Genomic DNA, 25,482 nt, shown 5'->3' with positions numbered 1-25,482 from the left:
TATTTTCAGCTTGAGGAAGAGGGCGGGGCAAGATTGGTGTCTGAGGCTACAGAGATAGATTAATTGGCCTTTGGTTTCAACCAATGCTGAGCCAGCATACCAACAATCATGGCACCTACAAACAACAGCACGTCAGTTTGAAGCGAGGCAATCGCCACTACAGCAGGGCCTGGGCAGAAACCACTGATTCCCCAGCCAATACCAAACGCGGCAGAGCCTAATATCAACTTTGCATCAATGGTTTTGCTGGTAGGGATATCGAATTTATTCGCAAAAAGCGGTTTACTGCGCTTGCGTACCCAATACATACCTGGTGCAGCTACTAAAATAGCGCCGCCCATTACGAACGCTAATGTGGCATCCCAATTAGCGCTTAGATCTAAAAAGTTCAGCACGCGGGCAGGGTTGCTCATACCCGATACAATAAGGCCGAAGCCAAACAGAAGCCCGCAAATAAGCGAGGCGATAATTGCTCTCATAACATTCTCTCCTCGGTTACTTACAGATGTCTGATAATTGTGGTGGTGAGTACAGCCGCGCTCATAAACGTGAGTGTGGCAACAATAGAACGGGGGGATAGCCTTGAAAGGCCTGCAACGCCATGGCCCGACGTACACCCAGAGCCAAGGCGTGTACCAAAGCCCACCAACAAACCAGCCACAACCAACCATGCCGAGCTCATTTGTGTTTGAACCTGTAAATTACCAACAAACACCATGTAAAGCACAGCAGCTAATACAAATCCTAATAAAAACGCCAGCCGCCAGTAGCGTTCAATGCCGCGCTGTGTCATCGCGCCTGCTGCAATGCCCGATATTCCGGCAATACGACCCAGTGTATAAAGTAGAAGTACCACTGAAGAACCAATAAGCAGCCCGCCTACTAACCCAGCTAACGGTTCAAACGGTGTTGTTGTCCAGCTTTCCAATGCGCTCTCCTTTAAAATTCACCAATAAAAAACGTATAACACACGTCTTTATATAATGATAATCTAATGCTTTTATTCTACGTTTATTCAACCGGGATGTCTGTTCATTCAATCGCGTAAATACATCCATCTGACCCTTTTCAGTTATAAACCAGCTAAACGCTGTAATAAACATGCATAACATAATTCTGATAAACTGTTTTAAAAGGTTGCCCGTTTAAAGCTTCATTGCACAATGGCATCGATAAAAAGCAAAATAAAGGATCGTGTATGAGCAGTAATACCCGAGATGCGGCCTCGCCGAAGCTCTCCACTGAACAGGAAAGCGCGTTTAGCGTAATAGACAAGCCAACCTTTTTTGGCTCTCTTATTCTTCTTCTTTCTGTCACCCTTCCTCTTATCATTTGGCCCGACCAAGGCGCACAGTGGGTAGCCACAGCCAAAGAATTTGTTACCAGCAAGCTGGGCGTTTTATACCTATTACTTGGTGTAGGCGCAGGTGGCTTCATGGTGTACATCATGTTTAGCGACATTGGCCAAATAAAACTGGGCGAGCCTGAAGAAAAGCCTGAGTTCTCTGCCGTATCATGGGCCGCAATGCTGTTCTGTGCCGGTATTGGGGCGTCTATCTTGTACTGGTCTATGATTGAGTGGGTGTACTACTACCAAGCACCGCCGTTTCACATAGAGGGCGAAACCCCTGAAGCCGCAAAATGGGCCGCGGCCTACGGTATATTCCACTGGGGGCCGTTAGCCTGGGCTATTTACCTTATTCCTGCGGTACCTATTGCCTACTTCTACTACGTACGTAATCACAGCGTACTTAAAATATCCGAAGCCCTTATGCCGGTAATCGGCGAGAAAATGGCCCACGGTTGGCTGGGTAAAATTATCGATATCAGCTTTATTTTCGGCATGCTAGGCGGCGGGGCGACAACGCTTGGTTTAGCTGCACCTATGATAAACGAAGGGGTGCACGAACTATTCGGGGTTCCAAAATCGTTAACTACGCAAGTAGTGGTGCTAATTACCTGTACCGCTATATTTGGCTACAGCGCCTATGTTGGCCTTAAAAAAGGCATTAAGCTGCTGTCAGACATTAACTTTTGGCTGGCGGTTGGTTTGCTGTTGTTCATCTTTATTGTGGGCCCAACTTTGTTTATGGCCAACACAGGTTTGGATGCCTTAGGCCGTGTACTTAGCAACATCATAAAAATGGCCACATGGCTAGAACCCTTCGCCGAGTTCAACGGCTTTGAAAACACGCACTTCCCGCAAGACTGGACCATATTCTACTGGGCATGGTGGCTGGTATTTGCACCAAGCGTAGGCTTATTTATCGCGCGTATTTCAAGGGGCCGTACCATCCGTACTATGGTGGCGGGCTCTATGTTCTTCGGCACCATGGGCTGCTTCTTATTCTTCATGGTAATGGGCAATTATGGCCTGTACCTACAGCTTTCAGGTGAACTAGACGTAGTCACCATACTTAACCAACAAAGCCCAACGGCGGCCATTTTTGCCATGCTGCATACGCTGCCTATGGACTACCTAGTTATCTTTGTATTCACCTTATTGGCGTTAATATTTACCGCCACTACCTTCGATTCTATTTCTTACATTCTAGCTGCTGTAGTGCAAAAAGAAGTAGACGAAGAGCCGCTGCGCTGGAACCGCTTATTCTGGGCCTTTGCGCTATCATTCATGCCCATAGTGCTTATGTTTGTGGGCGGGCTAGAAACACTACAAACCGCATCAATAATAGGGGGCGTACCGCTATTAGCTGTTGCCTTTATGTTGTGTATTGCCATTGTACGGGCCGCAAACTACGACATGCGTTACCAGCCCGACTACTCGGTAAAAGAAATCAATATTGGTGAGTTCCCAGACGACGACCCATGGAGCGCAGAAGGCACGTGGGATATTGACGATGAAGGTGAGGAAGCCGAAGAAGAGGTACCTATAGCGGCAAAACCTAAACCTCGGGAACCAAAAGATCACATTGAAGGCGACCCGCACAGCAGGCCATCGCGGTTGTAATTAACTAAGCAGCACTCGCGAATACCTTGTGTTACGCGTTTAAGGGGGCTTAAAAGCCCCCTTAAACTAGCTTGTTAGTGCATGAAATAATCTTTATAGCGATCACGAAGCTCTACTTTGCGAATTTTTCCTGTACTGGTCATGGGCAGTGTATCGCATAAAAACACCTGCTTAGGTACTTCAAACTTACCAAGTCTTTCTTTACAGAAGGCGTTTATAACCGGTAGCGACGCTTCTGTTAATTGGCTTCCCACTACACAAACGCAAACGGCTTCTCCCCAATAAGGGTGGGCCACACCTATCGCGGCTGCGGCCTCTACCTCATCAATTAAACAAAGCGTTTGCTCTATTTTTTGCGAAGACACGTTTTCCCCGCCAGATTTAATAGTGTCTTTTACTCGGTCAATGAACATAAGTTGACCTTTACTATCAATAAATCCCAAGTCACCTGTATGGTGCCAGCCGAATTTGTAGGCGGCTCTACTGGCTTCGGTATTTCCATAATAGCCATTCATGACTTGAGGACCGCGCCAAACGATTTCACCTGTTTCACCTTGTGGCACTTCATTACCATTTTCGTCTATTACGGCTTGTTCATTAAAGCACAAGGGCACCCCCCAATAGTTGCCCTCGTCAAACTCTGTTTCACATCTGTCTTTAAATAAGGTGGACACAGGGCTAAATTCTGTCTGACCGCTGCCCAAGTGAACTTTGCATCCAAATGCTTCCCGAATTTGCTGTCGATTTTGTTCACTCATCGGCGCCATGCCATATATTGCTAATTTGAAGTGCTTAAGGTCGCGCTGGTTAAATCCTTCTGTAGCCATCAGCGCATTCCACATCATAGGCAATAATACAGAGGTCTCTATTTTCTCATGCTCTAGGCTGTTTGCTATTTGCATGGGTTCGAATGAAGCGTGTAGCGTACAGCAACCACTCCTTAAAAAAGTGGGGTATAAAATCGATAGCGCTGTGCAATGAAATAAAGGTAGTACCAGCAGCATTTTGCACTGGGAACTCAGCTCTAATTCTATAGAGGCAGTAAGTGCAGCAATGGTTAACGACAGGTGAGAAGTCTCTACTGCTTTTGGTTTAGACGTTGTACCCGAGGTATAGATCATGTGCGCAGTGTCTCTATCGCTAATGATCCTGTCTTCTATTTCTGTTTCGGAACTATTTTTAATAAATGTCTCTAGGGCGAACGTAGCTTTACCTTCGTGTTGCCCTATCTGAATAGTGAAGCTTAATTTATTGTTATTACCTGCCGCTGCCAGCGCGAGGTCAGACAGCAGTGGATCGAAAACTACTACTTTTGCACCACTGTGCTCAATGTTGAAGGTTACATCAGACACGCTTTGCATAAAGTTTATCGGCACAACAATTACGCCAAGTTTATAGCAAGCAAAATAAATAGTGACGACGTCGATTTGATTCATTGCTAACACTGCTAACCTATCGCCTTGCTGAATGCCTTTCTGCATAAGAGCATTGGCAAGCTTGTTAACTTTTGTATTAAGCTCGCGGTACGTTACTGAGCGACGTTCATTGTTGTAAAAATCTACCAGCGCCGGCAAGTTACCACTGTCTCTTGCACGTCTTCGCAGCAAGTCGCCTATTGCAACGCGTTCTACTAAGTTTTTTTCTAATTGTTGTGTGTTCATGCTTGTGTCCTTGTCGTTAACGCAAAACGTCTGGCGTGGTGCTTAAGTGAAAACCATCCCATGTTTTACTCGCCGGTTGGCGAGGATGTTTAAGTGGGTACAGAGCTGGCGCCGAACCCATGCTGGCGCCCCCATCTACAAATAAGGTTTGGCCCGAAACAAAGTTGGCACCTTTACTTAATAGAAAGCAGACGGTGGCGGCAATTTCAGCTTCGCTAGCAATGCGCCCAAGCGGTACCGCATGCTTTAAGCCGCGAATGGCATGCTTCATTTCTTCGGGGTATGAGTCTAATCCTGACGATGCGACCCACCCAGGTGCTACGGCATTTACTCTTACTCCAAACGGTCCCCATTCCCAGGCGGCCGTTTTAGTTAGGTTTTCTACGCCAGCACGCGCCGCACCTGAATGCCCCATGCCCGGCATGCCGTTTTTGTTATCTGCCGTAACATTTACAATATTGCCGCCATAGGTTTTAAAGTGTTCATTAAAGAGGGTTTTGGCCATTAGAAAGCCACCAACTAGATTGGTTTGAACAACTCGCTCGAACCCGTTTTGAGAAATACTCGATAACGGAGCTCGAAACTGTCCTCCCGCCATATTTACAAGCCCGTGAATCCGCTTATGAGTTTGAAGCAGTGTATTTACGGTACGTGCAACGTCATCTTCACAGCGAATATCCAATGAAAAATAGCCTGCTTTTTTTCCATCCCTTTCTATCTCACGTGCTGTGACGGCTAATTTACTTTCTGTTCTTCCTATTAACACTACTTCAGCACCTAACGATGCGAGTTCATGCGCGGTGCAGCGACCTATACCGCTACCGCCTCCAGTTATGACAATGGTTTGACCCAAAAAACTGTTTGCCGCTAACGTTGATTTATACGACATTTATTCACCTTTACTTTTAGTGAAGGGCAAAAGTGAAATGGGCACGCTGATGGGCATAGTTAGTAGCGTTTGCGCGGCAGATTTACCCTGGCTATCCGTACGTAATGACGCCGTACCGCCGCCCCCTAAAGCTTGAGTCAGTAGGAAATTAAAACCACCAATGCCGGGTAGTTCATAGCGTGTAACTTTGCCTTTTACCGAATAAGCGAAGAAGGCTTTCACAGTTTCAGCGGTCAGGGTGTGATAGAGAAAGGGAAGCAGTTCTGGGTGTCGCGCCACCACGCCAATATTCAAGTTGTCACCTTTATCGCCGCTACGGGCGCACACCAGTTCAACAAGTGGAAGGGTAACGACACCGTCATTGCCTTCAGGTGCTGAAAGCCTTGTTTCTGCGTAGCGTGTTCCTACAGAAAGTTGAATATTTGTATCGGTTTCGTACGTGCCTTGGTTTATTACTTCTTGGTTTTTTTGAATCGTTACCGCTACATCGTCTTTGCTGACTAGAAAGGAGTGCACCCGAATAAGTGGCTGTGGCTTAGGACGTCCTGCACCAAAGCCAGCCATACCCGGCGCGGCAGATGTCGCCAAATAAGCCATTTCACTTGCGCAAAAGTAAAGGGCTTTAATGTTACAGTGGTGAAGGGTAAATTTAGCAATTACCTCTCGCGAGTGTTCATTTGAAGCATGCGGACCAAAAGTCGCCTCACTTCCCAGTATTTCAATACAGGTATTTGCAAATGGGGCTAAGCCTTTTTGCTGCAAAGCGCGCTCTGTACGTGCTATTAACGCTTGAATATTTGTCAGCGCTTTTTGTTTTGCTTGAAAACCCGCGATAAAAAAAGTGCCGCTAAGTTTGTAACCATCAATATAGGTTGCACACACTTTGTAATGGTAGCCTGGCGAAGAGCCACGCCCACCCGTTACTCTCACAGCATTATCTTGCTCTTGCTGTAAGGTAACGCCAGTAAAATCGCAGCATACATCAGGTAATCGATAGTTAGCGGGGTCACCTATTTCATAAAGTAGCTGCTCTGCCACGGAATGTGTGGTAACTAAACCGCCAGTTTGCGGTGGAATGACTATCGTGAATTCCCCGTTTGGTTCTACTTCGGCTATGGGGTAGCTCATATCTGAAAAATCGGGAACCAGCTCCCAGTCGGTAAAGTTACCGCCCGTGCACTGCGCGCCACATTCAAGTAGATGCCCTGCTAACGCGCCTTGCGCTAGTGTATTGTAATCATCTTTGGACCATGAAAATTCGTGAATTAACGGTCCAAGCACAAGTGCGCTGTCTACCACTCTACCCGTAACGACAATATCAGCCCCCGCATCGAGTGCATCGGCAATGGGTTGTGCACCAAGATACGCGTTCATTGAAGCAAGCGTATCCGGCAAGCTATTCCCAGAATCTATATCATCAGTGTTACTGTTTGCCAGTACGGTGTCGCGCATGTCGCTAAGTAAGTTGTCACCGGAAACACCTGCTATGTTTAAATTCAGATTAAGGCTTTTGCATAATGCGTTTAGTGCTTCAATACAGGCGGGTACATTTACACCTCCTGCGTTTGCTATTATTTTAATCTTTTTTGTGGCGCAGTCTTGCAGCACGTCCTTCATGGCTACGGTGACAAAGTCAACGGCGTAGCCTAGGTTTTCGTTCTTAGTCTTTGCCTGGGATAAAATGGCCATGGTCACTTCGGCCAGGTAGTCAAAAACAAGGTAATTGATGTCGCCCTTTTCAACTAGCTGCCTGGCTGAAAGCTGGCTATCGCCATAAAAAGCCGACGCCCCTCCAATACGTACATTACTTTTGTTCATGGGTAACCTCATCGGCTTGCAATATAGTGGCGATAACTTGTTTTGATTTAACCTGGTCGCCTGTTTCAATAGCGTTAAGCTGGACAATGCCGTTCATTGTTGCTTTTAGCGGGTGCTCCATTTTCATTGCTTCCATAATAGCCACGGTGTCGCCTGCGCTCACCGCGCCGCCTTGTTCTACTAGTAACGCAACAATAACGCCGTCCATCACGGCATTGACTTGCGCCGTTCCCTGCTTAGTTTGATTTACCGCTTTGCTATGGGTGACACAGGTAAACGCAAAGTGTCCCAAGCCATCGTCAATAAATAGAATGTCGTCTGTTTTCGCGAAGCACACTCGGCTTCGCTGGTGGTCGCTTTCTACTTCTAGGCTTGTGGCTGAGTGACTGACCAGCGTTAGTGTCGCCTCAGCCTCTGTTTTTGGATGGCAAATGCGAAAGTGCTTACCTTCATCGGTAACTGTTAACGAGGTGGTCACGTCGTTGCAGTAAAGGTCTATAGGGTAGGCCACGCCCGTACTGTGTTGCCACGTTGGAGTGGGGGGACTGAGTACATCATGGTTACTAGTTCGTGGTAGCGTAAATAGTAAAGCTGCCTTAGCTAGCAGCGAGAAAGATGGCGTAAGGCTACCTTGCACGGCTTCGTCTTGAGCATATTGCTCAATGAAAGCGGTGGTTACATCTGAGCCTGCAAACGCTTCACTTTGCACAATGTTTTGTAGAAAGTGCTTGTTCGTATTTATCCCTATAATCTGTGTTTTGCTAAGGGCTCGTGCCATTTTTCGTATTGCGCTAGTGCGGTCATCGGCGTGCACGATTATTTTGGCTAGCATTGGATCGTAGTGACTACTCACTTCCATATTCTTGTAAACGCAGTGGTCAGTTCTGGCATCTGACGCTGGCTGCCATACTTTTACCTTACCGGTTTGCGGCATAAAATGCTGTCGAGGCTCTTCAGCATATAAGCGTACTTCAATAGCGTGACCGCTAATTTGAATGTGTTGTTGCGTTAACGGCAGAGGTTCTTTGCATGCAACGCGCAGCTGCCACTCAACTAAATCCAGACCGGTTACTAATTCGGTTACAGGGTGTTCTACTTGTAGACGAGTGTTCATTTCTAAAAAGTAAAATTGTCTGTCGCTATCTACCAGAAACTCTACTGTGCCTGCACCGCAATATTGGCATGCTTTTGCAGCAGCTACAGCCGCTTCCCCCATGCGTTTGCGCAGTGCATCAGTAACAAAAGGAGAGGGGGCTTCTTCAATAACCTTTTGATGCCGGCGCTGCACAGAACAGTCTCGTTCGCCTAAATAAACTGTGTTGCCGTTATGGTCTGCAAAAATTTGGATTTCGATATGCCTTGGCGCAATCAAGGCTCGCTCTAAAATAAGCTCGTCGTTGCCAAACGCGTTTAGGGCTTCAGAGCGTGCCGTTGAAATTTGGGCGGCTAACTCATCTGCTTCATGCACTAAACGCATGCCTTTACCGCCACCACCCGCGCTAGCTTTAACCATAAGTGGAAAGCCAATGGCTTTGGCTTTTTCTATTAACGTAGTGTCGGTTTGGTCGCTGCCCTCATAGCCGGGTATACAAGGTACATTGGCGTTCAACATTGCAATTTTAGACAAACGCTTGCTTCCCATCAGGGTTATCGCGTCTGGGCTAGGACCTATAAAAACTAAGCCTGCCTGTGCGCATTTGTCGGCAAAATCTGCATTTTCAGATAGAAAACCATATCCTGGATGAATGGAATCTGCCTGTGTCATTAGCGCGGCTTTTATGATTTTTTCGCTATCAAGGTAAGATGAAGTGGGATCAGCAGCGCCAAGGTAAATGGCTTCATCGGCCTGCTGTACATGCAATGCATTACGATCAGCATCGCTATAAACGGCTACTGTAAAAAAGCCTAGTTTGTGTGCGGTTTTCATAATGCGGCATGCTATCTCGCCGCGATTCGCAATAAGAATTTTCTGTATAATTTGCGTCATAATGTGGTTACTCGCACCAAGAAGGTTTGCGTTTTTGCATAAAGGCTTTGGTTCCCTCTATCCCTTCTTCAGAAGATAGTGACCTAACAAATGCAGCGGCGGCGTCATCAAGAATTTGCTCAAGCGGTGTGTTATTTAACCCTAACAGTAAGCGCTTAGTGTTCGAGTTCGCTTCAGGTGCACATTGCTTTAACTGTTTAATCGCGTTATTTATTTGATCTTTGATGGAGTGAGCGGAACAAACGCGATGCACTAAACCCAAGTGCAGTGCTTGTTCGGCATTGAGCTTTTCACCCGTTAGCGCTAAACGCTTAGTGTGATCAATGCCTATACGGCCAGCCACAAATGGCGCTATTTGTGCAGGAATAACCCCCAATCCGGTTTCAGGCAGTGCAAAGAAGGCGCTATCGCTCGCAATAGTGATATCGGCAACGCAGGCCAAACCAAATCCACCGCCTAAAACAGCGCCTTCGACTGCCGCTATAACAGGTATTGGGGAATGCTTTACCTGCGTTATCATGCGGCCGAAACTGCGATTAAAATGCCAAATGGTTTCTTCTCGTTCAGACTCATTTAACGACGACAAATGCATGTCAGATATATCGCCACCAGAGCAAAAATTACCTTCACTTCCTACAATGACAACTGCTCGCAAGCTTTCAAGGTTTGCTCCAAAGGTAAAACACTGCATAACTTCTTCAACCAGCGCTAAGTTCATCGCATTTTTTTTATGGGGGCGGTTAAATTGTATGTGCAAGATGCTGTCTTCAAGTTGCACAGAAATCTCTTTAAAATCTACAGAATTTAGCTGGGTAATTTCGTGTTCCATTGCCGCTGCTCCTTAGTCGATATTGGGTTATAGCCGGCCAACGCCAAAGCTGGTGGGGTGTAATTGCTTCGTTTTCGCGTGATCGCAAATAGTAAGAACAAATGCAACGATAGAACGGGTATCTCTTGGGTCGATAATGCCGTCATCCCATAGGCGAGCAGAGTTTGCCAGCGCGCGAGATTTCGCCTCCATTACGCTTACGGTATGCTGTTCCAATGCGGTGAGCTTGTCTGAGTCTATGTCGCCGCTTCGCTGCATTTTGGCGTGTGCAACGGTGCGCAGTACACTACCTGCCTGAGCAGGACCCATTACCGCCACAACCGAACGCGGCCACGAAAACATGAAGTCGGGCTCTATGCCTCGACCAGCCATGGCGTAATTTCCTGCGCCAAACGACCCCGCCAATACAATGCTTATTTTGGGCACTGTGGCGTTAGTAACCGCTTGAATAAGCTTAGCGCCGTGCTTGATTATGCCCGCACGCTCAGACTCGGTGCCGACCAAAAAGCCGGTAGTATTGTGTAAAAACAATAATGGGGTGCCCGCTTGCTCGCAAAGCTGAATAAACTGCGCTGCTTTAGCTGCCCCTTTTGCCGTGATGGGGGCGTTATTACCTATTACGCCACAAGCTCTTCCTTCAATGGCGATATAACCGCACACCGTACCCATATCAAATTCAGGCTTTACCTCAACGAAATTTGATTTGTCGGCGATACGGGCGATTACCTCGCGTAAATCAAAGGGCGTTTTCGCATCTTTAGGCACAATGCCTAGCAGCTCGTCGGACGAATAAGCAGGTGCAGCGTTGCACGGTGGCTTTTCTTCACGGCTATCTTTGTTCCAGTTCAGCATTTGTGTTACTTCACGTGCAATGCGAATGCTGTCGGCATCATTTTCTGCTAAAAAGTCAGCAACGCCCGACACCTCACTATGCATTTCGGCACCGCCAATTTCCTCATCGGTAGCAATTTCGCCGGTAGCTGCCTTAAGCAAAGGGGGGCCTGCCAAATATACCGTTGATTGTTTGCGAATCATGATCACGTAGTCAGACAACCCTGGCTGGTATGCACCGCCCGCGGTTGCACTACCGTGCACCACGGTAATTTGAGGTATGCCAGCCGCCGACAAACGCGCCTGCATGGCAAATCCTGCTGCTGAAAATCCAAACCAGTCGCCTAGGGAAGTAAGGTCGCCTCCCCCGCTTTGCGATAGCGCGATAACCGGTAACTTCTGTTGAAGCGCTATATTATAAAGTCGCAGACGTTTTTTACTGCCAAGTTCGGTAATACTGCCGCCTTTGGTAAGGTAATCGTCAACCATTACCACGCAGCGGGTGTCTGCCACATAACCAATTCCTGCTATCACCCCGCCGCCTGCGGCACTGCCGTCTTTATCGCCTTCTTGCAAATAACCGCATAGGGTAGAAATAGGCAGAAATGGCTTATTGGGGTCAAGTAGTAAAGCTAGTCGGTTTCGCGGTGATAGCAGCCCTTTTTTTTCATAACGCGGCGCTTTTTCTTGGGCATTTTGAATAACGGTTTGCTCAATAGTGCGAAATTCGTTTACTGCCTCTTCCATCGTCGAATAGTTTTGATTAAATGACTCGCTTTTAACGTCAATATTTGAGTGAAATATGGCCATAGATCAGCGTCCTACTTGGGGAGTGTGAGAAGACGCGCTACTGAATGCTTGAAGTTGAGACGCGTTGTTGTATTCGCTGGCAAGCTGCTCGATAAGATGGGCGACTGGTACCACAGAGTGGATGCCGCTTACGCCATGTCCTGCGCTCCACATATCCTTCCACGCGTTGCTGCCGCCTAAATCTAAGTCAACATGTGCTTTTCCTTCAATCAGCGATAAATCTACGCCAGCGCGAGTAATTGATGGTTTTAAAAAGTGACATTTGACGCCAGTAAATGTGTCGGTAAACACCAAGTCGTTTAGGTCTGCGTCTACCAGCATAGTTTTATAATCCGGGTCGACTTCTGCCTCTGTAGTAGCAATAAAGCGCGTGCCCATGTAGCTGTAATTAGCACCTAGTACTTCTGCTGCTCTAACGCCATACCCATCGTTGATTGCTCCTGCTAATACTAGAGGGCCCTGCCAAAATTCTCTGACTTCTCGCACCAGTGCAAACGGGTTTACCTCACCAGCGTGCCCGCCAGCACCTGCAGCAACCAAAATTAACCCATCGGCACCAGCGTCAATGGCTTTTCGTGCATGAGCGACAGTAATTACATCGTGAAACACTATGCCGCCCCACTTATGTACAGCATCGACGATAGATTGCGGATTGCCCTGGCTGGTAATAACGAAGGGGACTTTATGCTTTTTCACTACCTCAAAATCGGCCTGAAGGCGTTTGTTTGATGCGTGAACCACCAGGTTCACAGCAAACGGTGCCACCTTTGCCGTCGGGTCTTTTTGCTTTTCATTTTTAAGCGCTTCAGTAATGGTTGTTAACCACTCATCTAGTGCCGTTTGCGTACGAGTGTTAAAAGCTGGAAAGCTACCGACAATGCCATTTTTACAAGCGTTAATGACTAAGTTAGGACTAGATACTAAAAACATGGGGGCGCAAATAATTGGTAAGCGCATATTTTTATCAAGTAAATCGTGAACAGGTTTTTTCATATTGAGCACAGCGCTATCTACGTTTCGGGAAAATATCCATATACTTGGCAATAATGCCCAGCATCATTTCATCGCTACCGCCTGCTATCGACAATATGCGTGTATCGCGATACGCACGAGCCGCGGGGTTATCCCACATAAAGCCCATACCGCCCCAGTATTGAAGACAGCCATCACTTACCTGCCGCCATAATCGACCACTTTTAAGTTTTGCAATAGACGCTAAATAAGTCGCATCTTTTCCTCCAATATGGTCCTGACAGGCCTGCCATGTTAATGCGCGCAACGCTTCAATTTCACTTTGCAGTTCGGCTAGTTTGAAGTGAACAGTTTGGTTGTTAATGACTGGCTGACCAAAGGTTTGACGGTCTTTAGCCCAGGCAATGGTGTCGTTAATAATGCGCTCCATGCCTTTTAAAGCACTTGCAGCAGCGTACATACGTTCTTCCTGAAACTGCATCATTTGCATAGTGAAGCCTTTGTTTTCTTCACCAATTAAGAAGCGCTTGGGTACACGAACGTTATCGAAAAAAATCTGTCCGGTGTCGCTGGCACGCATGCCTAGCTTGTTTAAAGGTTTAGAAATTGTGATACCCGGGGTGTTGAGGGGGACAACAATAAGTGATTTATTGGCGTGTACTTGACCATCACTGGTGTTCGCTAACAAACAAATCCAATCGGCTTGCGTAGCGTTGGTTATCCACATTTTAGTGCCATTGATAACGTAGTCATCGCCATCTGTGCGGGCTGAGGTTTTCAGGCCTGCTACATCCGACCCTGCGCCCGGTTCGCTTACCCCAATACAGGCAACCATATCGCCCGCAATAGCCGGTGCTAAAAATTCGCGTTTAAGTTCATCGCTGCCAAAACGGGCCAAGGCTGGGGTAGCCATATCAGTTTGTACCCCAATAGCCATGGGGATAGAGCCACCGTAAGCGCGACCAATTTCTTCTGCAAATACAAGGTTGTAGCTATAATCTAAACCCGCACCGCCGTAGGCTTCAGGCTTTTGAATACCCAACAGCCCTAAGTTACCCATTTTTTTAAATAAACTATGAAGCGGGGCAATGCCTTCCTGCTCCCACTCGTTAATAAATGGGTCCATTTCTTGGTTTACAAAATCGTGGACCGTTTTTCTAAGTGCATTGTGTTCTTCAGTAAATTGCATTTTTAATCTCTATAGAATTGTGACCTGCTTCATAGTAATTTTGTGAAAATAATGTTAACAGTGTGACTTGGGACAATTAACTGGCCAATCGGGCCAAAGTGGCGAGATCAGAATGGAGCGCTACAAAGAGGAAAGCATGCTTAAACACGTAACCTTATATGCCAGCGAAAACACCATGGGTTTAAGTATGGGGCTTACTCACGATGTACTTAAGTTTGCGTCTGATTTACAACAAAAGCTGCTTGGTAGCCCTATAGCAGTTAAGTTGGTAACCATTGACGGCCTACCCACCACTACGTTTAGCGGATTGGCGATAACACCAGATTGTGCGCTAGCCGAAATAGATGAAACCGACTTAGTGATATTGCATAGTGTGTGGGGTGATATTACGCCTTTGCTTACTCAGCAAGCGGCGCTATACCCTAAATTGCGACAGTGGCACAGCAGAGGCATTCCAATAATGGCAGCTGCCACGGGTGCCTTCTTTTTAGCGCAGGCAGGACTATTAAACGACAGAATGGGTACCACGCATTGGCATAAGCAGGCTCGCTTTGCCAGGGCGTTTCCCAAAGTAAATTTAATGGCAGATCGCTTTATTACCGCCACTGGTGAACTGTATTGCTCGGCGGGACTAAATGCGGCATTAGAAATTATTGTTTTTTTAATATCGCGGTTAAGTTGCAAAGCGGTAGGCGAAGCTATAGAGCAAGCGTTTCTTGTCGATTTCCGTCGTGGCGTAAACTTAGAAACGACATCGCTTAACCATCAAACCTACCATCAAGACGACGATATTTTAAATATTCAGCAATGGCTAGAAATACACTTCGCTGAAAAAGTCACAATTGGAGAAATGGCTACGCGTATTAATATGACTGAGCGTACGTTTAAGCGCAGGTTTAAGGAAGCCACAGGTGAAACCCCGTTAGGCTATATTCAGCAGCTAAGAATAGAGCAAGGGAAGGAACTCTTAAAGCATAGTGATAAAAGCGTAGAAGAAATAGCGTGGGCAGTTGGTTATCAAGACTCAGGACACTTTAACAGGCTATTCAAACGCACTTTTGGAATGAATATATCGCGCTGGCGCGATATCTATCAGCACACTACAAGCAGAAAGTAACGCGCTGCACGATGTAGGCAATTATTATGTTGTGCGCTGTGCTGTGTTACTGTAAGCGTATTACACATTAAAAGCATAACCTTAGCATTGCGTTACACAAAGTTTTACAGGCCCTTAAGAGCAGTATGCTCAGCAGACTTTAGTCGGTGCATTTATTGTGGTTGTGAATCGGCCCGCCAAGACTTTATCCCACCCATAAAATTCATTCACGACTGGCAAAGCGGACACTTACAGGCCGACTTCATTTCCGTACCTTCATGTAACGAATGCTTCGACCTACTAAAAAACGAAAACAACGGCACCCTAGAACCCAGAATAAACACCTTAAAAAAGCGATTGGCAGAAAAGTACAAAAAGGCCATTAGGGTGTTTAACCATTGGAGCATGGAAGAAATAGAAGAAATGGACGCCGCATTTCAAATAAGCCTAAAAGGCGGTAGCGATTGGGCAAAGAAACCCTTTCACGCCTTCAATTTCCTGGGTTCGACTATGAAGTAAACGGCAACATAACGCGGGTAGCAAAACCACAGGGCGAAGTGCTCAAAGTATTCGATGAAGAATTTAGTAGCTTTAGAGAAGCGCTAGCCTTTGCAAGTGCTACCTACAAAATAAAGAAAAGCCGACTAAGCCAGCTTTATTTCGACAACGATGAAAGCTTTGATAAGGCGATTGAGGCTTTTCATGGGCAGGTTGAGGGTAAGCCATGAAAATTTAACTGTTACTCCTCAAAAGCAAAGTGTTTCAGTGGTCAATTTACTCATAGAATTTTGTTTTTTACTATTGTAGTCAACTGGTCTGAATAATTAGAACAAATAAGTATCTGCAATTAAGAGTTGTTACTATGACGTTTTCTAAATTCTGAGGGGGTAATCCCTTCTTTTTTATTAAAAAAAGTATAAAAAACTGACTTACTATTGAATCCCACGTCAAAGTAAATGTCGGTAATAGATTTGTTTACGTCCTCTACCAACAAAGTTTTAGCTTCTTCAATTCGGTAATTATTAATAAATTCGTAAAAATTCATTTGAAAATGACGATTTAAAGTAACTGATAAATCTTTAGTTGAAACGTGCAGTTTTTTGGCCAATTCATCAATGGTAATATCTGATAAAAGATAAGGCTTTTCCTTCCGCATTATAGTTTCTATCCGTTCAATATAGACGGGCTTGTACACACTCTTTTCGTCAAAATTCTGATTTTCATCTGTTGTTGGAATGGGAATAATAGAATGGGATTTAGTTACACTATAAAATAATAAAGAGACTACTAGCAAAAAGGTAATGTAGTAAGAAAGTAGACCTATACTAATAAACGTTTCTACTTCAATTACATAGCTAAGATTGATGACTTTCAATATGCTTAAAAAAGCTTCTGTGAGCATAATGGCCAAAAAACCTATAAGAAGTAAACGAAGCCAATTTAAATCAATAGTTGAAATATCCGCCCGCTCTTCTTTATGACGTTTATGGTATCTAGCGATTAAAACAAAGCAACCGATTAAGTAAGCTAACCTGAGGAGCTTAATAGAAGTATCAGTGGCAACATAGTGCCATGTGCTATACAGCCCCCAATTCTCAATAACGATTTGTTTTGCGATGTCACTAAGGCTGTAGTAATTAAAGATCAAATAGATGGCGTATAGGAAGAAAGGAATAAGGTGCACTAAATATTTTTTAGAAAATTTGAAATCACTAAACACCGATGACTTAATATAAAAGTAGAGCAATACTGCATCTAGACAATACGCGAGACTACCTACAAAAAGTATATTTGGCGCAAATTCCAAGGCTTCAAAACGAAACTTTTCTCCGAAGAAGGTCAACTCATGAAAAGCTATAAATGCGTGGGAAATTAAGAATGCTGCGAGTAAGTAAGCGCTATTATCATTCATACGGTGACTGGATAACAGCATTAAGGAAAACAAAATTGACAGAACAATAGTCATTACTAATGTGATGTCATTTAAGTTAAATACAACGCTACTCATAGAGCGTAACTACACATTTAAACTTCGACATAGGCGTAATTAAATAAAATCCTTCGAAAGGTGCCCACTGTACACCGCAATAATTTGTCAGAATATGTGAGTAATAAATCCGCTACCGATGCTATCGTAATTTTCAATCTCAACCAACGAATTTGTTGATAGGGAAGTTACCAATACCAATTACGATATATGCTCTAGCAACCTGCTGAAAACTTGTCCCAAGATAATGCGTTAATCTTAGAACAAGTTTTCTTTATCAGTTGTAGCCAGCTATCCGTTAGCTCAATTACAGCTAAATGTCGCTTCATCGGAAGGCTGCGGAATGAACCCTATTTCCGATAGTGATATTTGCATTGCACCTGCAGATTCTAATGAAAAAGGCGACACTAAGCTATCAAACTTAATACCCAATTTCGCAAAGCACTGCAAGTCAATATTCAGAGGATGCCACTCGTCAACCGGCAATGCATCGACTATTGAGCTGATATCTAGTCTCCCACTGCAACTGCCTGCGTCGTCGCCAAAACTTTCACAATTCATGGCGATGTAGACATTGTCGCTAGGTTTCTTAGTCACTTTGATTAACATTGATATTGTACTGCCAGCCAAAAATTCTTGGTTGAGGTCTTCCTTAAAATGACTTTCACTGACTATTTTCACACCAGACAATTGATTGCCATCTAAATTAACTAAAAACGAATCCTCTTGGACCTCTCTATCCACAGTGCGAAAAGTTAATCCGTTTAATTGATGAGAGTTAGAATTAACCGCAATTTCTTTCTCACCAGAAAATAAATGCATTTCCCATGGTTTGTGCATAGCGCCTGTATATAACATTGTGCGCTGGGTTTGATTTAAATTCAGCTCGACTTGCTCAGACAGATTATCAGCTAACAGGTTTTCATCTTGGTAGGTTAACCCGAACCCATAGGGTAATAGCGGCGCATAGTCTAAATCACCATGGTTTACAGTGGTTTGCTGAGCAGATTTAGGCCAAGAAAAAGATAGTTTACCTTTGAAATCGTGTTGAATGGATCCATCCGGATTTGCGAGTATTACTTCGGCGATACCATCTCCTTCAGAGCCTGGAAGCCAAGCTGCAACGAATGCGTCTGAAGTATTAAGTTCGGCGTTAACCCACATTGGTCGTCCCGATATGAAAACCGCAACCACGGGGATTCCTTGTGCTTTCAGTTTCTTCAATAGGGCGAGGTCTCGTTTGTTTCCCTGTTGATAAGCCAAACTAGCTCTGTCGCCATGCCCTTCTGCATAGGGTTCTTCGCCAAATACCACAATGGCAACGTCGGGCTTATTGGTAAAATCGCCGTGCTCATTTAGCTCTACCTGCCCACCAGCTGCATTGATCTGCTTACTTAACCCCGCAAATATTGAGCTTCCCCCTGGGAAATCTGCATTGCTATTGTTAGTGCCTTGCCAAGTAATCGACCAGCCGCCAGATTGTTTGCCAATGTTATCTGCTGCATCACCGGCAATCAGAATTGACTGCTTCGGATCTAATGGTAGCAAGTGATTTTTATTTTTTAATAAAACTAAGGACTCGCGAACCGCTTGTCGTGCAACTTCTCTATGGCTTTTATGACCAATTAATTCGCTTTGCCCGGAAAATTTGCGCTTTGCTGGGTTGGGCTTATCGAATAATCCCGCACGCACTTTAACTCGTAAAATGCGCGTAACAGCGTCATTGATACGCGACATTGGAATAGTACCGTTTTTAACCTGAGCTATGGTATTTTCGTATAAAGGAAGCCACGCACCTGTTGGCACCATGAAAATATCCAATCCTGCATTAACGGCTTGGGGGCAACTTTCATTGCTGCAATTTTCGACTTGGCCGTGGCCATTCCAATCACCAACAACAAACCCATCGAAGCCCATCTGTTTTTTAAGTACCTCGGTCAATAAATACTGATTACCGTGAATTTTATCGCCTTGCCAACTATTGAACGAAGCCATTACAGACTGAGCGCCTGCGGTTAGGCCTCCCACGTAACCCTGAGCATGGATATCAAACAATTCTTGTTCGCTACTGATATTGTCACCTTGGTCATCACCATCTAAAGTGCCACCATCACCAATAAAGTGTTTCACCGTACTAATCACTCGGTTGTCTGACAAAAAGTCTTTATTCGCCTCTCCTTGTAACCCCTTTACAATGGATGCGGCATAGTTTCTGACAATTTCAGGGTCTTCTGAGTAGCCTTCATAGGTGCGTCCCCATCGATCATCGCGCACCACTGCTACGGTAGGTGCAAAAACCCAATCAATACCAGTGGCCATTACTTCAGTGGCCGTAATGTTTGCAATTCTTTCAATTAAATCCGGATTGTTGGCTGCGCCCAACCCGATGTTATGAGGAAATAAAGTCGCGCCAATGACGTTATTGTGACCATGCACAGCGTCAGTTCCCCACATAGTAGGGATAGTTGTGCCATCTAAGCTGTCATCCACGGAGGCTAAATACATTTCGTCGGCCAACTTAACCCAATCATCGGCGCTGGAATGTTTCTTGTTGTTTGGGAAAGCTCCGCCACCGTTTAGATAAGAACCGAAGCCATATTTACGCATATCGGCTACTGATATATCGCGTATTTCTGGCTGAATCATTTGCGCGACTTTTTGCTTTAGCGTCATCGTCGCCAATATTTGTTTAACTTGTTCTTCTACCTGTGGGTCTTGCTTCACCGCAATATCCAATTTTGGCCATATGTCAGCGGCATTTTTGGCAGAAGGTGTTTGTGAATTATTTTCACTTTTACATGCAGCGAGACCACACATCAAGCTTAGGATTACACTTATAGTTATTAGTTTACTCATGTTCGTTTCCAATCACGTTAAGCTGTTACTCGGCTTCCTACCAAGCCGTAGTAAGCAATATATAGATAGCAAAAAAGAGGTAAAATAAAGGCTAATTGCACGCCTAGGATGTCTGCTAGTACACCCTGGATAAGAGGGACAATGGCACCGCCCACAATGGCTAAACACAATATGCCAGAGCCTTGAGGAGTCAGTTTTCCTAAGTTGTTTAAGGCCAAACTGAAGATAGTGGGAAACATCACTGAGTTGCACAAGCCAATCAGCAATACGGACCACATGGCAACGCTGCCAGAAGCTAGCACGGTAAACAGTAATAGCACACAGGCTGTAGCGGCGTTGAATGCCAGTACCTTTCCGCCAGAAACTTTTTGTAACGCCGCGGCGCCAATGAAGCGGCCGACCATAGCTCCACCCCAATAATAGGTTAAGTATTTTGCCGCCTCTGCTTCTTCTAGCGCCGCAATATTTTTCTCGCCTAAAAAGTTGACTATAAAGCTCCCAATCGCCACTTCAGCACCGACATACACAAAAATACCCAGCGCACCTAATACTAAATGGCGCTGTTGCCATGCACTAGCGCCTATGACTTCACTTTCAGTCACTGTAGCGCTGGGGATGTGAGGTAGTTTGATAAGCGCAAAGATTGCCGCTAACAATAATAACAATGCCACCAGCACTAAATAGGGCCCTTGCACCGACTCAGCAGATGGGTTAACTGAAACTGTGCTTACTGCTTCGTTAAGAATAAATAACGCCCCCAAATAGGGCGCAATTGTCGTACCCAAAGAATTAAATGCTTGAGTTAATGTTAAACGCGAAGACGCAGTCTTAGTTGGCCCTAGGAAGGTCACATAAGGGTTTGCTGAGACTTGTAAAATAGTGATTCCCGAGGCAAGTACGAACAACGCAGAAAGGAATAAAGGGTAACTATGGCTAGAGGCGGCTGGGTAAAATAGTAAACAGCCTAATGCAGCTATCACCAAACCCACCACAATCCCTTTTTGATAGCCGATGCGTTTCAGTAATTTACCTGCGGGTAATGAAACAATGAAATAGGCCCCAAAAAAACAGAATTGAACCAACATTGCTTGGGTGTAACTTAAGCTAAATGCTGCTTTTAAATGGGGGATCAGTATATCGTTTAAACAGGTGATAAAACCCCACATAAAAAACAATGAGGTGAGCACCGTTAGTGGGAACACGTACCCACTAGGGTTTTGCGTATGGTGCTGGCTATTGATAACAAAACTAGGAGTTGTCATCGCGCTTCCTTGGTAATATAAAATCAAGATAAATACGTTGATCAAGGCCTCGCGAATCTGAAGAGATATCACGAGGCCTTGCTTGTGCGGTCAACAAGACCAATTGGTATTGTCAGTTAAAAGTTGTATCCAACTCGAATGTTCCAGTTACGTCTTGCTTTACCAGCAACAGGTGTACTACCAGAATAGCCTTGCCACCAATTCACATCTTCATCGGTAAGGTTATAAATTCCTCCTTCTATATACCAAGTACTATCAGCTGTCTCGTACTTCAAGTTCGCATTAATCATCGCCCATGCTTCTCGTTTATCAGAGTAGATATCTAAATCAATCCCTTCGTTTAATGCTTCCGCAGGAATATCCCATTTATCGGTATTGTCGATTGAGGTATAAGAGTCGTCTTCCCAATGAATATTAACGAATGGGATGATTCGCCCACCGTTACTCAACTCAAAGGTATGACTGATATTCAATGTAAACGAGACTTCGGGGGAGTAGGCTAACTGATTGCCTTTTAGGTTCCTAAACCAAGGCTGAGACGTATCTAGGGTTCCTGGTATCTCTACGTCGTCTGGATTAGCAAAAACTTGTGATGGTTCTGAGCCCCAAGCTTTCCAATAGTCAGATGTAATTTCGGTATCAAGAAAAGTTAAATAACCGCCAATGAAACCACCTTTCCAAGGTACTAAATCCAACTCTAACTCTAAGCCAGAGATTTTTGAGTTAGATGCATTGCGGGTTAAAAATGTCCCAAAATCTTGGGTCATTTCAATCATCTCACCGGTACGCGGGTCTTCCTGCATTTCAGTGATAGTGTCGTAAATTGTCCAAGTAGAGAACTGTTGGTTTTTATAATCACTGAAAAAGTAATTTGCGCGCAGATTCATCTTGCCGTCTAACAGTGTTGTTTTGGCACCAATCTCATAAGTCACCACTTCTTCACCATCGTAACTGGTATCAAAGCGTGTACCATCTGATTGCTTGATTAAAATGTCGCCAATACCGCCGCCTTTAAAGCCATTGGCAATATAGCTATAAAACAGGGTATCTGCAGTGGCTTGATAATCTAAGCCCACACGCCAAGTGGTTTTTGACCAGCTTTGTTTTACGTCATTTTCGCTGTCTACTTCAGCCCCTTCAACAGGCGAGTCGTAGTAATCAACAGGTAGTGCATTTAAATTCGCACGCACCGCGCTGGTATTCTCAATTTGCTCATCTAAAGGAATTGACCAATCAATATAATCCCAGACCTCTCCCCAAGCCACATCGGTATAACATTCGTTTGAGAAACACCCTAGGTTTCGGCCACCTTTATCTTCTTTCTGGTCTTCCGTATATCTAGCACCTAGGGTTAGAAACAACTTATCCGTAAACGCGTAAGTACCCTGCGCAAAAAATGCCTCAGACTCTACCGTGCGCGATGGTTGAAGCCACCATGAGACCCCTCCCATTGCCCCATGATATTGGCCGTTCATTGAGTTATCTTCTTTAAGATTGAAATAGCCCACAATCCATTGTAAATCGCTTTCACCCGTAGACTTAAACTGTAACTCATGGGACCAAGAGTCATAATCCGTATCAATCCATTTGAGTATTTGATCATAGAAATACATACCCTGATCTAAATCAACCTGTCCTGAACGCTCCTGGCTTTGAAAACCTGCTAAATAGGAAAACTGAATATCGTCGGTTATGTCATAGTGAATGCTCGAACGATAGCTATCTAGGGTCAAATCTACTTTACCCGGAACATTTACATATACGGTATGATTATCCTCCGTTCCCCACAAATCGGTACACGAGCCACCATTCACATCAGAAGGTCTATCTTTTATCTTCTCACAATCACGGGAAGCAGCTGTGCCAGCACCTTGATCAACATAACGCTCGAAAGTCAACTGCCAAGAAAAATCTATACTTGGGGAATATAGCCCAGAAATCCTGAAAGCATATTGGTCTGAGTTATTATAAAAATCAGCGGGATCGGCTTTTATGGGTTCATATAAGGTGTCATTAAAATAGGTGCGGTTGTCAGTATCGCGATCCGCTGGAGTGATGCCTTCACTGATGGGCGTAAGTTGTGATGTATCAAGACCTAGGTAACGCTGATCCCATTGGTTAGGGTCGTAATAACCGTTTAAATTAGAGTCTCTTGTTTCTTTAAAGAATGAGCCTCTTAACGCAAATGAATCTGAAATAGGAACATTTAATACTCCTTTGATGACTTGTTGATTCCATCGTCCCGCTTCTAATTCAATTTTGCCTTCTACCTCATTTAAATTCGGTTTTGCGGAGATGATATTCAAGCTCCCTACCGTAGAGTTACGTCCGAATAATGTACCTTGAGGACCACGTAGTGCTTCAACTCGCTCTACATCGAAAATTAACGAAAGGGCACCTTGGGGGCGCGGTGAATAAATCCCATCATAATGCACACCAACGGCAGGATCTCCCCACTCAGTAGTATTGGTTGAGCGTACGCCTCGCATGGTAATGATTGGAGCTGAAGACTCTCTATCCGTCATGATGCTCATATTAGGCACCACGTTATTCAAATCTTTTACATTAGTAATGCCAATCTTGTTCAATTGCTCTTCGGTGAAGGCAGAAATTGCAACTGGCGTGTTCATTAGGTCTGTATCACGTTTGGTAGCAGATACAGTAATTCTCTCTAATACTTCAATATCTGGGGCATCGTCGGTGTTTTCTTCCTTTTCAACAACGGGGGCTTCGTTATCGATTTCTTGAGAAAAACTTGGTAAAGAATAAGTTAAATTGGCAGCGGCCATAGCGACAAAAATGGGACTAAGTTTTACACGGAAATTGAGCTGGTTTAGTTTCATATGTTTAGCCTTTTACTTTCATTTATGAGCAATATGTCAGCCATTTGAAAGTAACTTATTAAATTATTATTTTTAGGAAACAATCTTCGTCATACACGTTTTATAGCAGCATTTTGCGTATGCTATGCAGGCAGTACAATGACAATTTGTTATTTCCAGTTCTTGTATATGTTGATGTTTTAGAGTGGGTGCTTTACTCGAATAAGCAGCACTTTGTAAGTTTTATGGCAACTGCTAACTCGCCTCATAACATCGACAGGCTGGAATCTATGAAATTCATGTTTGCTAAGCGTCCTTTTTAACAAGCGCACATTCAAACAAGATGTTTTTGAGTTCTGATAAGGGTTCGTAAACTCGAACAACCCATAATTGACGGGCCTTGTAGCCCATTGAGCGAGTTAAAAATAAATCTCAAAAAAGTTAATTTATTACGATTAAAAGTTAATCAGTTGTTTATTATTGGTGCCAAAGATAGATGGAATTTAGGCGTTTGTGGCGTTATTAGGAATGTACAACGCCTGAAATCTTCATAAGAGTTAATTGTGTAAAGTGGTTATCGGTGGCTACATCATCTTACGGCTAAGCGCGGTTTTTCCACCGACTTTAAGGTAGAAGCATCGCGTTGTTTTGATAGTCTTTGTTGCAAGGGCGCAACCATCATTCTTGACCGTTTTTTAAGAAGTACAAATCAGAAAACCCCATTTTTGCAAATTCAGTATCTCTGAAATTTCTCACGGTTTTTTTGTCTTTACTGATAGCGGCAAGCTGCTGTTCAGTTTGCAGGAACTGGGAAAGGTCTATTCCCTCAGCATCGGCCACGGCTTCATGCATATTTTGATGGAGGCTGTAAGAAAAATTTATCTCTTTTGCCACACCTTTAAACTTATAACGTACTTTATGGGCCATGTTCTACTCACGTTGGTCGATGTAATTCAAAAGCTGTTTAACCGCTATTATAAACTGAATTAGCTTCAATAATTACCGTATTTAAAAAGCGGGTGGCTAAACCATAGCGTAAGGAGTTTAAAGTGTTCGATGAAGATAAAAGCTTTGATCGGGCGATTGAGGGCTAACCCATGAAAAGCTAATTCATGGTATTGCACTCCGGAGGCAAAGGTCATGGGTTCGGTGTAATAGTCCCTTTACTATCTAATTAACTGAGAACCCTTTCTTTTTGCATTCATAACGTTGTTTTTTTAGGTTTCGAAGTTGGCTTTTTAATTGCTCGCCTTCTCTCGTACTGTAACCAGCGCGCATTTTTGAGTTAATGTTGTCGATACGCTGCTCTATGCCTGCGCATCGATATTTAGAAGGGTTAAAGTCAGAGTCAGCCAACGAATATGTAGCTGTTAGTAGTAATGGAAGTAAAGTATACGCCTTTTTCATTATCATCCTTGAAAAGCTATATGGGGAGCAATTTTATTGAGCTAAGTTGTGCTACTACGGTATCGTAGCTACGTTTATATAGATATCCTATTGCTCGA

Annotated in this window: 18 protein-coding genes and 1 pseudogene; 3 read left to right on the top strand and 16 right to left on the bottom strand. The window is 44.5% G+C overall.

The genetic code is table 11. The features are described from left to right. Window positions 1-59: 59 nt before the first annotated feature. Both KL866_RS08820 and KL866_RS08815 read right to left on the bottom strand, forming a co-directional pair. On the bottom strand, window positions 60-479 hold the full coding sequence (locus KL866_RS08820; RefSeq protein ID WP_118490889.1) for a YeeE/YedE family protein: 420 nt from the start codon (window positions 477-479) through the stop codon (window positions 60-62). A 20-nt stretch (window positions 480-499) separates the two neighbouring features. Then, on the bottom strand, window positions 500-928 hold the full coding sequence (locus tag KL866_RS08815) for a YeeE/YedE family protein (RefSeq protein WP_214994693.1): 429 nt from the start codon (window positions 926-928) through the stop codon (window positions 500-502). Between the two features lie 270 nt (window positions 929-1,198). Between KL866_RS08815 and KL866_RS08810 the strand changes: the two genes are divergently transcribed. Then, complete coding sequence (locus tag KL866_RS08810) at window positions 1,199-2,968, top strand: BCCT family transporter (protein WP_214994691.1); 1,770 nt, start codon at window positions 1,199-1,201, stop codon at window positions 2,966-2,968. Window positions 2,969-3,042: 74 nt separating this feature from the next. Here the strand turns inward: KL866_RS08810 and KL866_RS08805 are convergent, their stop codons facing one another. From KL866_RS08805 to KL866_RS08770, 8 genes are read right to left on the bottom strand one after another with little or no spacing between them, the layout of a single operon-like run. Continuing rightward, the gene (locus tag KL866_RS08805; RefSeq protein ID WP_025257067.1) at window positions 3,043-4,629 is read right to left on the bottom strand and encodes a class I adenylate-forming enzyme family protein; all 1,587 of its coding nucleotides are present in this window, start codon (window positions 4,627-4,629) and stop codon (window positions 3,043-3,045) included. Window positions 4,630-4,645: 16 nt separating this feature from the next. Beyond that, on the bottom strand, window positions 4,646-5,518 hold the full coding sequence (locus KL866_RS08800; RefSeq protein WP_214994689.1) for an SDR family oxidoreductase: 873 nt from the start codon (window positions 5,516-5,518) through the stop codon (window positions 4,646-4,648). Further along, window positions 5,519-7,336, bottom strand: a complete 1,818-nt coding sequence (locus tag KL866_RS08795; RefSeq protein ID WP_214994686.1) for an acyclic terpene utilization AtuA family protein — start codon at window positions 7,334-7,336, stop codon at window positions 5,519-5,521. Then, window positions 7,323-9,323, bottom strand: coding sequence for an acetyl-CoA carboxylase biotin carboxylase subunit (locus tag KL866_RS08790; RefSeq protein WP_214994684.1), 2,001 nt, complete (start codon window positions 9,321-9,323; stop codon window positions 7,323-7,325). The genes KL866_RS08795 and KL866_RS08790 overlap by 14 nt, the downstream gene beginning before the upstream one ends. Before the next feature lie 7 nt (window positions 9,324-9,330). Beyond that, on the bottom strand, window positions 9,331-10,152 hold the full coding sequence (locus tag KL866_RS08785; RefSeq protein ID WP_251139924.1) for an enoyl-CoA hydratase/isomerase family protein: 822 nt from the start codon (window positions 10,150-10,152) through the stop codon (window positions 9,331-9,333). Window positions 10,153-10,179: 27 nt separating this feature from the next. Continuing rightward, window positions 10,180-11,793, bottom strand: a complete 1,614-nt coding sequence (locus tag KL866_RS08780; RefSeq protein WP_025257062.1) for an acyl-CoA carboxylase subunit beta — start codon at window positions 11,791-11,793, stop codon at window positions 10,180-10,182. 3 nt (window positions 11,794-11,796) lie between these two features. Then, on the bottom strand, window positions 11,797-12,786 hold the full coding sequence (locus tag KL866_RS08775) for a nitronate monooxygenase family protein (RefSeq protein WP_214994682.1): 990 nt from the start codon (window positions 12,784-12,786) through the stop codon (window positions 11,797-11,799). A gap of 13 nt (window positions 12,787-12,799) precedes the next feature. After that, the gene (locus KL866_RS08770) at window positions 12,800-13,954 is read right to left on the bottom strand and encodes an acyl-CoA dehydrogenase family protein (RefSeq protein ID WP_214994679.1); all 1,155 of its coding nucleotides are present in this window, start codon (window positions 13,952-13,954) and stop codon (window positions 12,800-12,802) included. A gap of 136 nt (window positions 13,955-14,090) precedes the next feature. Here KL866_RS08770 and KL866_RS08765 point away from each other — a divergent pair, with 136 nt between their 5' ends. Together KL866_RS08765 and KL866_RS08760 are read left to right on the top strand one after the other, a co-directional pair. Beyond that, window positions 14,091-15,071, top strand: coding sequence for a GlxA family transcriptional regulator (locus KL866_RS08765; RefSeq protein WP_025257059.1), 981 nt, complete (start codon window positions 14,091-14,093; stop codon window positions 15,069-15,071). Window positions 15,072-15,158: 87 nt separating this feature from the next. Beyond that, a pseudogene (locus KL866_RS08760) lies at window positions 15,159-15,778 on the top strand (hypothetical protein). Between the two features lie 119 nt (window positions 15,779-15,897). Here KL866_RS08760 and KL866_RS08755 read toward each other — a convergent pair. The 6 genes from KL866_RS08755 to KL866_RS08730 form a co-directional block, all read right to left on the bottom strand. Further along, complete coding sequence (locus KL866_RS08755) at window positions 15,898-17,058, bottom strand: helix-turn-helix domain-containing protein (RefSeq protein ID WP_025257057.1); 1,161 nt, start codon at window positions 17,056-17,058, stop codon at window positions 15,898-15,900. Between the two features lie 282 nt (window positions 17,059-17,340). Then, window positions 17,341-19,893 (bottom strand): glycoside hydrolase family 3 N-terminal domain-containing protein, encoded by a 2,553-nt coding sequence (locus KL866_RS08750; protein ID WP_214994672.1) that lies wholly within the window; start codon window positions 19,891-19,893, stop codon window positions 17,341-17,343. 17 nt (window positions 19,894-19,910) lie between these two features. Then, on the bottom strand, window positions 19,911-21,155 hold the full coding sequence (locus KL866_RS08745; RefSeq protein WP_025257055.1) for a sugar MFS transporter: 1,245 nt from the start codon (window positions 21,153-21,155) through the stop codon (window positions 19,911-19,913). A gap of 116 nt (window positions 21,156-21,271) precedes the next feature. Then, on the bottom strand, window positions 21,272-23,998 hold the full coding sequence (locus KL866_RS08740; protein ID WP_214994670.1) for a TonB-dependent receptor: 2,727 nt from the start codon (window positions 23,996-23,998) through the stop codon (window positions 21,272-21,274). A gap of 657 nt (window positions 23,999-24,655) precedes the next feature. Further along, window positions 24,656-24,904, bottom strand: a complete 249-nt coding sequence (locus tag KL866_RS08735) for a DUF2960 family protein (protein WP_214994668.1) — start codon at window positions 24,902-24,904, stop codon at window positions 24,656-24,658. Between the two features lie 243 nt (window positions 24,905-25,147). After that, window positions 25,148-25,384 (bottom strand): hypothetical protein, encoded by a 237-nt coding sequence (locus KL866_RS08730; protein WP_025257042.1) that lies wholly within the window; start codon window positions 25,382-25,384, stop codon window positions 25,148-25,150. Between the last annotated feature and the right edge of the window lie 98 nt (window positions 25,385-25,482).

The sequence above is a fragment of the Alteromonas sp. ALT199 genome, assembly GCF_018619335.1.
In the GTDB taxonomy this organism is placed as follows: domain Bacteria; phylum Pseudomonadota; class Gammaproteobacteria; order Enterobacterales; family Alteromonadaceae; genus Alteromonas.
The sequence above is the reverse complement of the archived record's forward strand: the minus strand, read 5'-3'. Positions and strand labels throughout refer to the sequence as shown.

Excerpts from the sequence above, each read along its gene's own strand:
- KL866_RS08820 (WP_118490889.1), bottom strand. The coding sequence starts at position 479 with ATGAGAGCAATTATCGCCTCGCTTATTTGCGGGCTTCTGTTTGGCTTC.
- KL866_RS08810 (WP_214994691.1), top strand. The coding sequence starts at position 1,199 with ATGAGCAGTAATACCCGAGATGCGGCCTCGCCGAAGCTCTCCACTGAA.
- KL866_RS08805 (WP_025257067.1), bottom strand. The coding sequence starts at position 4,629 with ATGAACACACAACAATTAGAAAAAAACTTAGTAGAACGCGTTGCAATA.
- KL866_RS08800 (WP_214994689.1), bottom strand. The coding sequence starts at position 5,518 with ATGTCGTATAAATCAACGTTAGCGGCAAACAGTTTTTTGGGTCAAACC.
- KL866_RS08795 (WP_214994686.1), bottom strand. The coding sequence starts at position 7,336 with ATGAACAAAAGTAATGTACGTATTGGAGGGGCGTCGGCTTTTTATGGC.
- KL866_RS08790 (WP_214994684.1), bottom strand. The coding sequence starts at position 9,323 with ATGACGCAAATTATACAGAAAATTCTTATTGCGAATCGCGGCGAGATA.
- KL866_RS08785 (WP_251139924.1), bottom strand. The coding sequence starts at position 10,152 with ATGGAACACGAAATTACCCAGCTAAATTCTGTAGATTTTAAAGAGATT.
- KL866_RS08780 (WP_025257062.1), bottom strand. The coding sequence starts at position 11,793 with ATGGCCATATTTCACTCAAATATTGACGTTAAAAGCGAGTCATTTAAT.
- KL866_RS08775 (WP_214994682.1), bottom strand. The coding sequence starts at position 12,786 with ATGAAAAAACCTGTTCACGATTTACTTGATAAAAATATGCGCTTACCA.
- KL866_RS08770 (WP_214994679.1), bottom strand. The coding sequence starts at position 13,954 with ATGCAATTTACTGAAGAACACAATGCACTTAGAAAAACGGTCCACGAT.
- KL866_RS08765 (WP_025257059.1), top strand. The coding sequence starts at position 14,091 with ATGCTTAAACACGTAACCTTATATGCCAGCGAAAACACCATGGGTTTA.
- KL866_RS08755 (WP_025257057.1), bottom strand. The coding sequence starts at position 17,058 with ATGAGTAGCGTTGTATTTAACTTAAATGACATCACATTAGTAATGACT.
- KL866_RS08750 (WP_214994672.1), bottom strand. The coding sequence starts at position 19,893 with ATGAGTAAACTAATAACTATAAGTGTAATCCTAAGCTTGATGTGTGGT.
- KL866_RS08745 (WP_025257055.1), bottom strand. The coding sequence starts at position 21,155 with ATGACAACTCCTAGTTTTGTTATCAATAGCCAGCACCATACGCAAAAC.
- KL866_RS08740 (WP_214994670.1), bottom strand. The coding sequence starts at position 23,998 with ATGAAACTAAACCAGCTCAATTTCCGTGTAAAACTTAGTCCCATTTTT.
- KL866_RS08735 (WP_214994668.1), bottom strand. The coding sequence starts at position 24,904 with ATGGCCCATAAAGTACGTTATAAGTTTAAAGGTGTGGCAAAAGAGATA.
- KL866_RS08730 (WP_025257042.1), bottom strand. The coding sequence starts at position 25,384 with ATGAAAAAGGCGTATACTTTACTTCCATTACTACTAACAGCTACATAT.